General features: G+C 42.5%; 12 protein-coding genes. 10 read left to right on the top strand and 2 right to left on the bottom strand.

Going from position 1 to position 14,882, the window contains the following annotated elements; translation table 11 throughout:
- The first annotated feature begins 1 nt into the window (after position 1).
- The 10 genes from IL355_RS00840 (at position 2) to IL355_RS00795 (ending at position 12,089) form a co-directional block, all read left to right on the top strand.
- Positions 2-1,657, top strand: coding sequence for a RagB/SusD family nutrient uptake outer membrane protein (locus IL355_RS00840; protein ID WP_192460322.1), 1,656 nt, complete (start codon positions 2-4; stop codon positions 1,655-1,657).
- A gap of 156 nt (positions 1,658-1,813) precedes the next feature.
- Positions 1,814-2,818, top strand: coding sequence for a DUF4861 family protein (locus IL355_RS00835; RefSeq protein ID WP_192460321.1), 1,005 nt, complete (start codon positions 1,814-1,816; stop codon positions 2,816-2,818).
- 35 nt (positions 2,819-2,853) lie between these two features.
- Positions 2,854-4,092: a glycoside hydrolase family 88/105 protein gene (locus IL355_RS00830; RefSeq protein WP_225621072.1), complete on the top strand. Its 1,239-nt coding sequence runs from the start codon at positions 2,854-2,856 to the stop codon at positions 4,090-4,092.
- Between the two features lie 7 nt (positions 4,093-4,099).
- Positions 4,100-5,533, top strand: a complete 1,434-nt coding sequence (locus IL355_RS00825; RefSeq protein WP_192460320.1) for a GntP family permease — start codon at positions 4,100-4,102, stop codon at positions 5,531-5,533.
- Entirely contained in the window at positions 5,533-7,062 is a 1,530-nt protein-coding gene (gene garD, locus IL355_RS00820; RefSeq protein WP_192460319.1) for a galactarate dehydratase, read from the top strand. The genes IL355_RS00825 and garD overlap by 1 nt, the downstream gene beginning before the upstream one ends.
- Before the next feature lie 17 nt (positions 7,063-7,079).
- A complete protein-coding gene (kdgD, locus tag IL355_RS00815; RefSeq protein WP_192460318.1) occupies positions 7,080-7,997 on the top strand; it encodes a 5-dehydro-4-deoxyglucarate dehydratase in 918 nt (305 codons plus the stop codon).
- Entirely contained in the window at positions 7,994-8,998 is a 1,005-nt protein-coding gene (locus IL355_RS00810; protein WP_192460317.1) for a pectinesterase family protein, read from the top strand. The genes kdgD and IL355_RS00810 overlap by 4 nt, the downstream gene beginning before the upstream one ends.
- Positions 8,985-9,740 carry a rhamnogalacturonan acetylesterase gene (locus tag IL355_RS00805; protein WP_192460316.1) on the top strand — a complete coding sequence of 252 codons (756 nt, stop codon included), beginning with the start codon at positions 8,985-8,987 and terminating at the stop codon, positions 9,738-9,740. Before IL355_RS00810 ends, IL355_RS00805 begins: the two co-directional genes overlap by 14 nt.
- Positions 9,737-11,098 (top strand): glycoside hydrolase family 28 protein, encoded by a 1,362-nt coding sequence (locus IL355_RS00800; RefSeq protein ID WP_192460315.1) that lies wholly within the window; start codon positions 9,737-9,739, stop codon positions 11,096-11,098. The genes IL355_RS00805 and IL355_RS00800 overlap by 4 nt, the downstream gene beginning before the upstream one ends.
- Before the next feature lie 7 nt (positions 11,099-11,105).
- Complete coding sequence (locus IL355_RS00795; RefSeq protein WP_192460314.1) at positions 11,106-12,089, top strand: alpha/beta hydrolase; 984 nt, start codon at positions 11,106-11,108, stop codon at positions 12,087-12,089.
- A 14-nt stretch (positions 12,090-12,103) separates the two neighbouring features.
- Here IL355_RS00795 and IL355_RS00790 read toward each other — a convergent pair whose 3' ends face one another.
- Both IL355_RS00790 and IL355_RS00785 read right to left on the bottom strand, forming a co-directional pair.
- Entirely contained in the window at positions 12,104-13,429 is a 1,326-nt protein-coding gene (locus IL355_RS00790) for a nucleoside hydrolase-like domain-containing protein (protein WP_225621071.1), read from the bottom strand.
- A gap of 3 nt (positions 13,430-13,432) precedes the next feature.
- Entirely contained in the window at positions 13,433-14,872 is a 1,440-nt protein-coding gene (locus IL355_RS00785) for a glycoside hydrolase family 28 protein (RefSeq protein ID WP_192460313.1), read from the bottom strand.
- Positions 14,873-14,882 lie beyond the last annotated feature (10 nt).

Below are 14,882 nucleotides of genomic sequence, written 5' to 3'. Positions count from 1 at the left end.
AATGAAAAGAAAATATTTCATAGGATTTCTATTCGCTGCTTTAACCTCCTGTAGCGACTATATCGAAGAAGAAAACTTATCAAGTGAATCTGCGGAAACTTTTTACGTGACACCAGAAGGTTTTAATTCTCTAGTAAATGCCAACTATTCACAGCTAAGGAATATTTATGGAGATACTCCTTGGCCTTTTATTGGTGGTACAGACTTATACTCCAAAGGAAGGGGAAGGGGTCCGTTAGGTTTAACGGAATATACAGATTTAAATTCAACCTCTAGTGATGTTGACCATTTATACAATGAATGCTATGAGGCCATTCAATTAGCTAACAGGGCATTATATTATTCTGAAATTACGGAACAGACTGCCAACCTTCCAGTGCTTTTGGCAGAGGTAAAATTCATGAGGGCATTATCATATTTCTTATTGGTGCAAACCTATGGGGGTGTTGCCATAACTGATTATTATGATACTCCTGTGTTGGAATTTGACCGTAATTCTGCTGAGGAAGTTTATCAGCAGATTATTTCAGATTTGGAAGATGCCATTGCAGGTGCCTCAAGTGGATCATTCAATGGCAAAGTTAATAAGCGCGCCGCAAGAAATTTACTGGCAAAGGTATATTTAACCAGGGCTTATGAGGATTTTGGTTCCAATGAGGATTTTAACATGGCCGCTACTTTAGCAGATGAAGTGTTGGCAGGTCAGGGTCTAAATTTACCTTTTGAAGATGTGTTTACGCCGGGCAATGATATGAATGAAGAGGTCATTTTTTCTGTGCAGTTCGATGCTAGCTCTATCAATGCTGACCCAGACGGACTAGGAAGCCGTCAATATGCTTATTTTGGATCATATCTTGGCGGGTCGGAGGTTTTGGGCCAGGCGCCCTCAAGAGATTACTCTGCATGCCCTACCAATTTTGCACTTGGTCTCTTTACTGAAGATGATGCCCGTTGGGATGCAACCTTTATGACAGAGGTGTTCTATATTGATACGGATGATTACACGGGTCCTTCCTATTTTACTTTTTATCGCGTACCAAAAGCGGAGCATGATGGACTTTCGGTAATCGAATTTTATGAACCGCAATGGTTTACGGAGACAGACAGCTTAGACTATGTGAACACTACCGCTTTGGCTCCCGCATTTAAATATCATAGGTGGGGAGAATACTCTTCTGAGTGGACAGACCAAGTATCCTTGGATTATGAGGTTATTTGTGTTAAGAAATTTGATGACCCAGCAGAGGGTGTGGCATTTGGTGGCAGGTCTAGTACAAGGGATATTATTTTAGGTAGACTCGGAGAAACCTACTTAATGGCGGCAGAGGCTTATTTGCAGGCAGGGGACCCCGCTACCGGTCTACAAAGACTTAATGTGGTAAGACAGCGCGCCGGTGTTGTAGATGCGGAGTTAAGTGAGTTCGATATCGATTACATTCTAGATGAAAGAGGTAGGGAGCTTTTCGGTGAGTATCATAGATGGTTTGACTTAAAACGAACCGGTAAACTGGTAGAAAGGGCTTCTCTATACAATGCTCAAATAACTGAATCGGATTTCAACGGTGTAGGAGCGCAAAAGATACTAAGGCCTATTCCGCAGCAAGCATTAGACCTTAATCAAAACAACGATTTTCCTCAAAATCCGGCATACAATTAAAAAGGAGACCGTATATAAAATTCAATGTTTATTCTTGAGTTAGTTTAGTTTGGTGGGGTTTGGCAAAAGCAATTTTGCCAAACTCCTTTTTTTAAGAGTAAACAATTGTAATTCAAATTAATGGTATCTTACAAATTCAAATAAACATTCTACTATATGAAAGTTAATCAACCCATTTTAGGCGGTCTTTTGGCCGTTATATTTTTGTTATCCTGTAAAGAGTCGCCATCCAAAAAATCGGCAGACTCAGCAAAGGAGTCAAATGAACTGGTAAGTACCAAAAGTGAGAGAAAGACGTATGCAGAAATTTCAGTAAAAGAAGGTGGAGAATGGGAAGGAACCAAATATGTTGGGGAGAATCTTACTTTTAAGAATTTAGAATATTTAAAAGCCCCGGACAGTTTAACCGATCACTCGTATTATGTGAGATATGAGGGTCCCGGATGGGAAAGTAACAAGGTAGGATACCGCCTTTATTTCGATTGGAGGAATGCCATAGATATTTTTGGAAAAAAAGTAGATACCATGGTGCTTTCCAAAGTGGGAAGGGACAATTACGATTCCTATCATGAGGATTCTCCTTGGGGCATGGATATTTTAAAAGCCGGAAGCTCTCTCGGTATCGGGTCTTATGGTCGGTTTGACGGTGTATCATCGGTAGCTCATTTTAAGGATGTAAAATCGCGTGACGTTGCGGTTTCCAATTCGGAAAAAGGTTCGGGGGTCACCTTAAACTATAATGGGTGGACAGCCAATGAAGAAACCATCGATTTAAAGACTGATATTTTCATTGAACCGGATTCTAGGATTACCAAAGTTACCTTAAACCCCTCCAAGGCCGTAAACGGGCTCTGTACCGGTATCGTAAAATTTGAGGATGTAGAATTACTTCAAAAAGACAGTGATAATGGGGAATGGGCCTATATAGCTACCTATGGGGAACAGACCTTGGTTCCCGATCAATTGGGTATGGTCATCTTTTACAAAAAGGATGATGTAGAAAAAGTTACGGAGGCGGATCATGACCATATTATTGTATTTAAACCAACCGCCAATACCATTACCTACCATTTTGCCGCGGCCTGGGAAAAGGAAAAGGAGGGTATTTCCACCAAGGATGGGTTTTTGGCCTATATAGATGAGACGCTAAATCAACTGTAAAATTATTATAACTCAACTGATAACTTCTACCCAAAATGAAAATGAATATCAAAACTATTGTTGGCTTCCTATTGCTAATGATTACTTTTTACAATTGCAAATCAGACAAAAAGAAACAAGAGGCCACCGCAGAAACTGAGGTGGAAAAAGTGGTGCCCGAAGACCTCAAATGGTCCGAACGTATGGCGCTTTCGGAAATCCATCGGTTTCCAGACCCTACACTCTTGGACTTTAGGACCAAACCAGGGTGGAGCTATACCAATGGTCTGGTACTGCAGGCCATGGGCAGGATCCAAGAAAAGACCCCACATGAAAAATTGGCCAATTATATTTATGAATATGCCGATAGAATGGTGAACCAGGATGGTAGCATAGAAACCTATAAAATAAGCAACTATAATCTGGATATGATCAAATCCGGGGATGTATTGTTTTACCTCAACCAAAAAAAAGAAGAACCTAGGTTTAAAATGGCCATGGATACCCTGCACCAACAATTGGTGGACCAACCTACTGTTTCCGAAGGTGGCTACTGGCACAAAAAAAGATATCCCTACCAAATGTGGTTGGATGGAGTTTATATGGCAGAACCTTTTCATGCAAAATATGCCACGCAATTTATGGAAGGGGAAGACGCCAAAAAAACACTGGATAAAATCGTATTACAATTTGATCTGATAGAAAAGTACAATCGCGACCCGGAAACCGGACTCTATTACCATGGTTGGGACGAGAGTAAGGAGCAGCGTTGGGCCAATAATGAAACCGGACTGTCCCAACACTTTTGGTCCCGCGGAATGGGTTGGTACGGTATGGCCTTGGTAGATATCATAGAGCTTTTGCCGGAAGACCATCCCGGAAGGGAAAAGATTAAAGGCTATTTAAACAGGTATGCCGAGGCTATTGTTAAATATCAAGATGCTACCGGAACTTGGTACCAGGTGCTGGATTTACCGGAAAGGGAAGGCAATTATTTAGAAGCCACAGGTACTTGCATGTTCACCTATACCTTGGCCAAAGGGGTAAACAAAGGGTATCTTCCCGAAACATTTATGGAGAACGCCAAAAAAGGCTACGAAGGTATTTTAACCGAATTTATAAGCGTGGAGGATAACGGTGTAGTCAACCTTAACAAGTGCTGTGGCGTGGCCGGTTTGGGCGGCGACCCCTACCGCGACGGTTCATTTGACTATTATGTCAACGAAATTATACGCTCCAACGACCCAAAAGGTACAGGTCCTTTTATGATGGCTTCCTTGGAAATGGGAAAATAGCTGTACCATGGATCCCCTGCTCATAATTTTAATAGGAACTGCCACTGTACTCTTTTGCATTATTAGGCTCAAGCTGCATGCGGCCATTTCCTTATTGTTAGCTGCCTTGATAACGGCTCTTCTTACCTCTCCGGAGCAGATTGCCCTTTTCGCGGAAAGTCAAGGAATGGGAGAAAACCAAGCACATTCCTTGGTAAATATGAGTTTGGGAAAACGCTTGGCTTCGGCTTTTGGTAATACGAGTGGTAAAATAGGTATTCTTATTGCCCTAGCATCCATTATTGGTACGGCCTTGATGAGAAGCGGGGGCGCGGAACGGATTATAAGGGGGTTATTGTCGCTTTTTGGAAAAAAAAGAACCTCCATAGCCTTATTAACAGGCAGCTTTACTCTGGCCATTCCCGTTTTTTTTGATACTGTTTTCTATTTGATGATCCCCCTTGTAAAATCCATTGGGGTGCGTAATCCCAAACAGTTTTCGTTATATCTAATGACCATTATCGCCGGAGGGGTTATGGCGCATTCCTTGATCCCGCCTACACCGGGACCTCTTTTCGTAGCCGAAGAAATGGGAATTGATTTAGGGGCCATGATCATTGGCGGATTGGTTGTGGGGCTGGTCACCATCATAAGCGGTTATTTTTATGCGCTATGGGCCAACAAAAAATGGGATCTACCCATGCGCGATACTCCTGATATTTCCATTAACGATTTAAAGCAGTTTTCTGAGAAAGAGGTAGGAGAGCTTCCATCTATGTGGTGGTCGTTACTGCCTGTTGTCCTTCCCATTATATTAATAACCGGGAATACCTTTTCACAAATGGCCTTGGAGTCGGCAGGTGAGACCGCTTCGGATTTTCAGGTGCAATTGGCCCGGTTCTTTTCCGCGGTGGGCGATGCCAACATTGCACTAATGATATCGACCCTCATTGTCATGTACCTCTTGTGGGTGCGGCTAAAAGATGTGGAAACCTTTAAAAAGTTCATTTTTGAAGCTTTGAGCAGTGCGGGAATGATCATTCTGATCACTTCCTGCGGGGGCGCTTTTGGTCAGATGTTGCAGCAAACTGGCATAGGCATTCGCGTAGGTGAAATGGCTGCTAACTATCAAATGGCCATTCTTCCCTTGGCATTTTTTATTTCCGCAGGGGTACGAACGGCCCAAGGTTCTGCTACGGTGGCCATGGTTACCGCCATTGGGGTAATAGGGGGTATGGCACAGGCAGATTTGGCGTTTCACCCCGTATACATTGCACTGGCCATTGGTTGCGGTTCCAAGGTCTTTGCATGGATGAACGATAGCGCCTTTTGGATCATTACAAAAATGAGCGGGATGGAAGAAAAGGAGACCATAAGGCATTTTAGTCTCTTGTTGTTGGTTATGGGCTTTTCGGGCCTTTTGGCAGTGATGGTCTTATCTAAATTGGCACCCTTTGTTTGATGAAAACGGAAAAAGAAATTCTCATAAAAACTTCGGAAAAAGACAATGTAGGTATTGTTATCAATCCCTCCGGAATAAAAGCGGGAAGCCTAACCCAAACCAACATTGAGTTGAAGGAGTTTGTCCCTATGGGCCACAAGGTGGCGTTGACGGATTTAAAAGAAGGAGATGCGGTTATCAGGTACGGACAGACCATAGCCTATGCTTCCAGGGGTATTTCCATGGGTTCTTGGGTAAAAGAGACCAATATTACCTTGCCGGAACCTCCACAACTAGATTTAATAACTATAAAGGAAAATCATCTTCCAAAACCGGAAAAACTGGAAGGCTACACTTTTGAGGGCTATGTAAACCCTGATGGTAGTGTGGGTACCAAAAATGTTTTGGCCATCACCACTAGCGTACAATGTGTGGCAGGAATGGTAGATTTTGTGGTAAAACGAATAAAGACTGAGCTTCTACCTAATTTTCCCAATGTAGATGATGTGGTTGGACTTAACCATACCTACGGATGTGGAGTGGCCATTAATGCTCCGGCAGCTATTGTACCTATAAGAACCATTCAGAATATTGCCAAAAACCCCAATTTTGGGGGAGAAGTAATGGTGATTGGTCTTGGATGTGAAAAATTACGCCCAGAAGTTCTTGTTCCCGAAAGCGGAGAAGAAGACGATATCCTCTACATGCAAGATCCAAAATTCAAGGGCTTTTCCCAAATGGTGGATGGCGCCCTTGAGCTGGCAGAAAAACACTTGAAAAAGTTAAATACCAGAAAGCGCAGCGTTTGTCCGGCATCGGAATTGGTGGTGGGGATGCAATGTGGTGGAAGCGATTCCTTTTCCGGTATTACCGCCAACCCTGTGGCAGGTTATGCCTCCGACTTAATTGTTAGGGCAGGTGGAAGCGTCTTTTTCTCGGAAGTTACCGAAGTGCGCGATGCCGTTCATTTGCTCGTGCCCCGTACGGTTTCGCCCCAAGTGGGCAAAGATTTGCTGAATGAAATGCAATGGTATGATGCGTATTTGGAAACCGGAAAAGTAGACCGTAGCGAAAATACCTCCCCTGGCAATAAAAAAGGTGGCTTGAGTACCATTGTGGAAAAATCGTTGGGTTCCATAGCCAAATCGGGAACCAGTCCTATTGTAGGCGTTATTCCCCCGGGAGAACGGATCAAGAAAAAGGGACTAAATTTTGCCGCTACTCCTGCTGGCGATTTTGTATGCGGAACATTGCAATTGGCAGCCGGTATGAACATGCATGTTTTTATGACGGGTCGGGGTACGCCCTACGGCTTGTCCATGGTGCCGGTTATAAAGGTGTCTAGCAATACTGAGTTAAGCAACCGCTGGCATGATTTAATTGATTTTGACGCTGGCAGGGTGGCGACGGGAAATGCAACGGTGGAAGAATTGGGTTGGGAACTGTTCCATCTTATTTTAGAAGTGGCCAGTGGTAAAACCAAAGTGGCCTGTGACCAATTAGGTATTCATAATGATTTGGTACTGTTCAATCCGGGGCCATTGACATAATTTTAAAACACGACACTATGCAATTTGAAAGAGTAAAAAAAGCCTTGGGAGACGGCCTTTTGTCATTTCCCATTACCGATATGGATGCCGATGGGCGTTTTAATGCCAATAGCTATGCCCTGCGAATCAACTGGTTTTTAGAGCATGATATTTCATCCATTTTTGTAGCGGGTGGTACGGGTGAATTCTTTTCCCTTTCAAAGGAAGAATATCAACAGATCATACAAATTGCCGTAAAGGAAAATAAGGGAAGGGTACCTGTCATTTCCAGTGTAGGAAGAAGCATTCCCGAAGCATTGGAATTTGCCAAAATGGCTGAGGAGGCAGGTGTAGATGGGTTGCTTTTAATGCCGCCCTATCTAACAGGTTGTCCGCAAGATGGACTTATAGAGTACGCAAAGACCATTATCAATGGTACCAAGCTTCCGGTAGTGTATTACAATCGTTCCAACGGAATTTTATCTGCCAATGCCATACTTCAACTAGCAAATGAGTGTCCTAATCTAGTAGGATTAAAAGATGGAACGGGCAATATGCAAGATTTGAACGACACCATTAAAACGGTAGGTGATAGATTGACCTATATTGGAGGTGTGCCCACAGCAGAAATTATTTCAGAGGCTTACCTTTCTATAGGGGTCAATACCTACTCTTCGGCGGTGTTCAATTTTGTACCCGAGTTGGCACTAGCCTATTACAAAGCTTTAAGAAAGGGCGATTCAGATAAAGTAAAGTCTATTTTAAAGGAGTTCTTTATCCCTTTTGTGCGCCTAAGGAGTAAAAAGGCGGGTTATGCCGTCAGTCTCATTAAGGCAGGTGCCGATATCATTGGAAAACCGGCCGGGTCCGTTAGGGCGCCGTTGGTAATGCCTTCGGAAGAAGAAAAGAATGAGCTTCAAACCTTAATCGATAAGGCGAAAACTTTGATGTTATGAACAGTTTCGTGAAATCTATTGTATGTAGCCTATTTTGCTTCCAGTTTCTTATTCTCGGCTTGGAGGTCACCGCACAAAATAATACCGAGAAAAAAGTAGATATCTATAATATGACCGTGGCCCAAGATGGGTCGGGAGACTTTACATCCATTCAAGAGGCAATCAATAGTGCCAAAGGCTTCCCTGATAAAAGGGTGATCATCAAAATAAAAAACGGGATTTATCGAGAGAAGATTGAAGTTTTTGAATGGAACAATCGTATGAGCCTTATTGGTGAAGACCGCGAAAAGACCATAATTACCTATGACGATTATTTCGATAAACTAAATTTGGGTAGAAATAGTACCTTTCATACCCCAACGGTTTTGGTTCAGGGCAATGATTTTTATGCAGTGAACCTTACCATAGAAAATACGGCGGGTGAAGTGGGCCAAGCGGTGGCGCTGGCAGTGAATGCTGATCGAGTACTGATTGAAAACTGTACCATTACTGGAAATCAAGATACGCTGTATGTTACAGGTGAAGGTTTTCAGCAGTACTTCAAAAATTGCTACATAGAAGGTACTACGGATTTTATTTTTGGTCAGGCAACGGTGTTGTTTCAAGATTGTACCATCCACAGTAAATCAAATTCTTTTATCACGGCGGCTTCTACCCCAAAAGGAGAACCTTTCGGTTATGTATTTAAGAACTGTAATTTGACCGCTGCCGAAGAAGCGAATGAAGTATATCTTGGTAGACCGTGGCGTACCTACGCCACGACCGTTTTTATACAATGTTCGATGGATGACCATATATTGCCAAAAGGTTGGGATAATTGGTCTAATAAAGAAGCTGAAAAGGAAGCTCTTTATGCCGAATATGAGTGTAGCGGCCCCGGATTTAATCCAAAGGAGCGAGTGGCTTGGGCCAAGCAATTAACCGCTGCCGAGGCGTCTGAATATACAATCGAAAATATTTTAGGAAATGAGAATCACCCTTCATGGTATGAAAAATTTTAGAGTGTCAAAATCGGTTTGGGCAGGTATAATTTTTATGGTAGGCCTAATGGCCAATGCGCAGGAGGTCACCGTGTATTGCATTGGTGACTCGACGATGGCCGATAAGAAAGAACCGGAGAAAAATCCTGAACATGGTTGGGCGCAGGTGCTGCAAACTTTTTTTACAGATGAGGTTAAGGTCGATAATAGAGCGGTTAACGGTAGAAGTTCTAAAAGTTTTATTTCAGAGAACAGGTGGGACTCTGTTTTGACCACCTTAAAAAGTGGCGATTACGTATTTATTCAATTTGGGCACAACGACCAAAAATTTAAAGACTCCAGCAGGTTTACCAATCCGCATACTACGTATAGGCATAATTTAATACGCTTTGTGAAAGAAACCAGAGCAAAAGGAGCTACACCCATACTTTTTACCAGTATTGTGAGAAGAAATTTTAACGAGTTCGGTTCTCTGATTGATACCCACGGTGAATACCCGGTTGTAACTAGAATGGTTTCTAATGAAATGAGTGTTCCGCTAATTGATTTGCAATATCTGACGGAAGTTCTAGAAACGAGCTTCGGTCCGGAGAATTCCAAAAAATTACATCTGCATTTCAAACCTGGTGAAGAGCCTTATTATCCTAAAGGTATTGCAGATAATACCCACCTCTCTGAAAAAGGGGCATTGTTGGTGGCCGGCTTGGCAGTCAAAGAAATGCAATCGTTACAACTTCCGCTTACCAATTTTTTACAAAAATGAGAAACGGTCTATTCATATTCTATTTACTCTTTTTGACCACCAATATAGGGTTGGCACAAATTAAAATCGATAAAGATTCGGCCATTACTGCCATTGAAAAAAGAATTCGATTACCTAAAATTCCTGATTATTCGGTTTCTGTGGTCAAATTCGGGGCGAAAGGTGATGGCGTTTTTGATTGCAGAAAGGCGTTTGAGAAAGCTATTAGGCATTTAAGCCGAAAAAAAGGAGGGCAGTTGGTTGTTCCATCGGGTATTTACCTTTTAAATGGTCCCTTACATTTAGAAAGCAACATCAATTTACATTTAGAAAAAGGAGCGATAATAAGGTTCAATGACCGGCCTGATAGTTTTTTGCCAGTGGTAGAAACTAGCTGGGAAGGTACCATGTTGTACAATTACAGTCCGCTTGTATACGCCAACGGTAAGACCAATATTTCAATAACGGGAGAAGGTATTATTGATGGCGAAGGTCATGGCGAGTGGGCAACCTGGAAAGCCAAAGAAAATGTGGACAAACAGCTTAGCAGGCAGATGAACCATGAACAAATTCCTGTAAAAGAGCGAGCGTTCGGTAGTGGGCACTTCTTAAGGCCTCAGTTGATTCAATTTCTTAATTGTGAAAATATATTGGTAGAAGGCGTCAAGTTTGAGGATGCTCCCTTCTGGTGCGTTCACTTTCTTAAATCTAAAAATATTACCGTGAGGGGTATTTCCTATGACGCCCACAATAAGAACAATGATGGTATAGATTTGGAATATGCCAGTGATGTTCTCATTGAAAATGTACAGTTCAATAATGCCGATGATAATATTGTCATCAAAGCAGGTAGAGACGTAGAAGGAAGGTCTAACAGCCATATACCTTCAGAAAATATTATCGCCCGAAATAACTTTTTTAAAGGTTTGCATGCGGTGGTGATTGGAAGTGAAATGTCTGCCGGCGTAAAAAACGTTTTTATAGAAAACAATAAGGCCAGTGGCTATTTAAAACGTGGAATTTATTTTAAGACGAATTCCGACAGGGGAGGGTATATCAAGAATATTCATATTTCTAACCTTATTTTGGGTGAAACGGAGGATGCTATTTTTATGACGGCCAATTATCATGGGGAGGGAAGCGGTGAACATCCTTCCAAAATATCTGATGTGACCATCAAAGATGTCTACTGTAAGAGCGCAAGTAATACGGGTATTGTAATCGAGGGCTTTCCGACCAAGAAAGTAGAAAATGTGGTTCTTGACCAGATAACGGTTGAAAAGGCGACCAATGGATTGACCCTTACCAATACAACTAATGTTAGTATGAACGAGGTGGTTATTGGTGAAAAAGCAGGAACCCCTAGTTCGGTCAAATAACTGAAAAATGATTCTAAAAAAACTAGTACCGGTTGTTCTTTTTTTGCTTGTTACTTGCAACGGATGGTGTCAATCGATGAAGGGCGTTACGGGCATTAAAGACACTTCGTATACTACCGCTTCTGCTTATCAGAACGATGTGAAGTATTATCCGGATATTGAAGTTGTTAAGGAGGTTAAGAACGTAGACATTAAAGAAAAGAGAGATGTTGTCTACCTGAAAACGGGCGATAGAAAGCTTTTGTTGGATGTTTTTCAACCCACCGTCTCGAAGAGTAAAAACGGAATCGCCGTCATTATTATCCATGGGGGCGGATGGAGGTCCGGTGACCGTTCGCAACATTATCCTATGGCCCAAAAGCTGGCCGGGTTGGGCTATATTTGTTTTACACCAGAATATAGATTGTCAACCGAAGCCTTATTTCCTGCAGCCATATATGATTTAAAGGAAGCTATAAGGTGGGTTCGCTCCAAGGCACGAGAATTGGGATTTGATTCTAATAAAATTGCAGTGGCAGGTTTTTCTGCCGGAGGAGAACTATCCGCATTTTTAGGAGTTACCCAAAATATGCCCTTGTTTGAAGGTAGTGCAAATTTAGCAAAGGTGAGCACCTCTGTCAATGCCATCATAGATATGGATGGTACTTTGTCATTTGTACATCCGGAAAGTGGTGAGGGTGACGATAGCAAGGGTACTTCTGCAGCAACTTATTGGTTTGGTTATGCCAAGAAAGAGAACCCGATGCTTTGGGAAGTTGCATCCCCATTAGGATATGCCAGTTCAAATACGCCACCAACCTTATTTATAAACAGTTCAGTAGACCGAATGCATGCCGGGAGGGATGATTTTCGAAAGGTTTTATTTTTAAATGATGTTTATAGTGAAGTCGTATCATTTGATGATGCCCCGCACTCCTTTGTATTGTACCATCCGTGGTTTGAGCCTACCATTAAGGCAATGGACGGCTTTTTGTCAAAAGTGTTCGAGTAAACATCGGCTAAAGCTCATTCCAGCCATTTCCAACGCTCGGCCCAATCCATTAAAAAAGCTTCGCGGTGCTTGGCCACTGTTTTGGCTCCTTGCTGTACTCCCATGAACAATTGGGGTTCCAAGCGGTCCCCGTACCAGTTAGTGCCTAGAATGTAGTCATGTTCCGATGTTTCTCCCGGCCAAGGTACAATACTGGTATATTGCCCTGTAAGTCCATCTAGTTCCGGAATATCGCTGCTTGTCCTGTAAGAACCTATTTCCGGCTTTTTGGAAGAATATTTAGTACCGTAGATACCATCGCCCAAATAGTAGCCGTTCCAAACTTGCCCCCAAATTTCATTGGTAAAGCACACGGAATCTTTGGGTATGTCTAGAACAGGGCCCTTAAATTGCCATTCAATTACATCGTAGGCGGCTACCGTATCTGTTTGGGTGCTGCCATTTTGGAAAATGGACCTTGTGCTGCGCTGTATTTTGGTAAAACTTCCTCCCCAGCTCTCGCCAGTGGGGTCGTTGGGATCGCCGTTAAGAACATATACTAAAGAGGGGGTGTCCCCCATTTTTATGTCTCCGTTATAGTGGTTTACAAAATCTTTGCCCAGATGGCCTTTGCCCTTTATAAAGTTGGGGTAGAAGTTTTTGGCATTGATGTTTTCCGGTGATTCGTCATCTATGATCCACCCACGGTAGGTGGCATTGGCCTCGATCATCCAAAGGTCCGGATGATTTTCTGCAATGTAGGAATAAGCGTTAACGCCCCATTTTTTGTTGGGTCCACCGATCCAGTACACTTTAATGTTTTCTTTGATCTCTGGGGCATCATGTAAGGCTTGCGCTATATCTTCCAAGCCGCCCCATACCAAAACCCATAGGGGTTGGTCACTTTTCTCCTTGGCGCATTTAACGATCCAATCGGAGCCTTCCGTGGCCCTCCTAAATCCCCTAAAAGGAGCAAGTTCGGTTTCCCCTTGTTTGGTAATAGCCCGCAAGGAATCTGGATGGGGAAAACCACCGGAATGTTCCTTTAGTTTCGGAAGGTCTTTTTCATAAAGGTCTATCATGTCCAAAAAATCCTTTTTTCTTCCTGGTCCATAAGGGGAAGAAACCAGTCCCTCTATGGAAACCTCATTGGCATACATCAGTAAATGAATCATCGATTGAAAATCGTCCGGGTCCGTACCGCCAATATCACTGCTGATCAATATTCTAGGGCGAATTTCTTGAGCTTCCATCTTATAAACGCCAGCAAACGTCAGACACACTAAAAATAATAAAAACATGGTGTTTTTTGATATGCTGTAATATTCAGAGGAGGGGCTGTATTTGATTGGTAGAGACATGGTCTATTGTGCATTTATTTGCTCCCCGTTTATGGTTACGTTTTTAAACTGTATGGGTTCTGAATTTTCTACCAACATAGGTGTTTTCGCCCCTTTGATATGAACATTTTTTAGGCTTACATTTTTCACCGGATTCTCTTCCCTTCCTTGGATTAAAATGCCATATTCACCCCCATTTTCAACCTCGACATCCTCTAGGTAGATGTTTTTAATGGAGGGTATATGTTCCCCTTCCTGCTTATCATAAATACCGTAGTAGGTGTTTATCTTTAGAACTGCTTCTTTCACCTGCCCCACTTGAATGTTTTTGACATATACATTCTCTACAAACCCACCTCTTAGGGTATTGGTCTTTATACGTATGGCACGTTCAAGTTCGGGGCTGTCCATTCTACAGTTACGTACAAAAACATTGCTTACCCCAGCGGAAATCTCACTACCCATCACCACGCCACCATGGCCATCTTTCATTATGCAATCCTCAACCACGATATTTTCACTTGGAATGTTAACACGGCGCCCCTCATCGTTACGTCCAGATTTAATAGCAATACAATCATCACCCGTATCAAAAACACAATTTTTAATATGTATGTTTTTAGAATATTCGGGGTCACAGCCGTCGTTATTAGGCCCATGGCTACGAACGGTGACACCATCTACCGTAACATTTGTTGATTTGATAGGATGCATTACCCAGAACGGGGCATTGGTGAAGGTTACACCTTCTACCAATACGTTTTCGCATCCAAAAGGTTGAAAGAACGCAGGGCGTAATTGATGTCCCTCTCCAAAAATACGCTCTTGGTAGGGTACGGCTTCTTCGTTCATTTTTCGCAAACGCGGTAGGTTATGGTCGTCTCTTTGTTGAGGTTCTCCTTTTTTATATCCGTAGCGTTCTGCTCCGCACCATGGCCACCAATTCTTCTCATTGGCTTGACCATTAAATTTTCCTTTTCCCGTAACCGCTATATTTTTTTTCTTGTAGGCATAAACCAAAGGTGAATAGTTCATAAGCTCTACCCCTTCATAGGATGTATGTACAACAGGGAGGTAAAGGCTTTTGTCTGTGGAAAAGAGTACTTCCGCACCCTCAGCTAAATGAAGGTTTACATTATCCAATAGATGAATGGGGCCGGTAAGAAATTTACCAGAGGGCACAAACACTTTTCCCCCACCTGCTTGGTTACAGGCTTCAATGGCCTTTTTAAAAGCATCTGAACTATTGGTGGCTCCGTCATTAACAGCGCCAAATTCAGTAATATCAAAAGTTTTATCAGGGAAAGTGGGTAGGGAAATAGAAGCAATAATGGAATCTGCTTGCGCAAAATTGTCTAAGCTAACAACCTCCTCTACTTGTTTTTTATTTTTTTCTTTACAGGCAGCCAAAAGAATAATTAAAAGTAAAAATAAGGGTCGTAAGTTGTAGTAGTTGAGTTTCATTAGATTGTTT

The organism is Euzebyella saccharophila, assembly GCF_014855495.1.
Lineage (GTDB): Bacteria > Bacteroidota > Bacteroidia > Flavobacteriales > Flavobacteriaceae > Euzebyella > Euzebyella saccharophila.
This window is presented reverse-complemented; position numbering and strand designations above follow the sequence as displayed.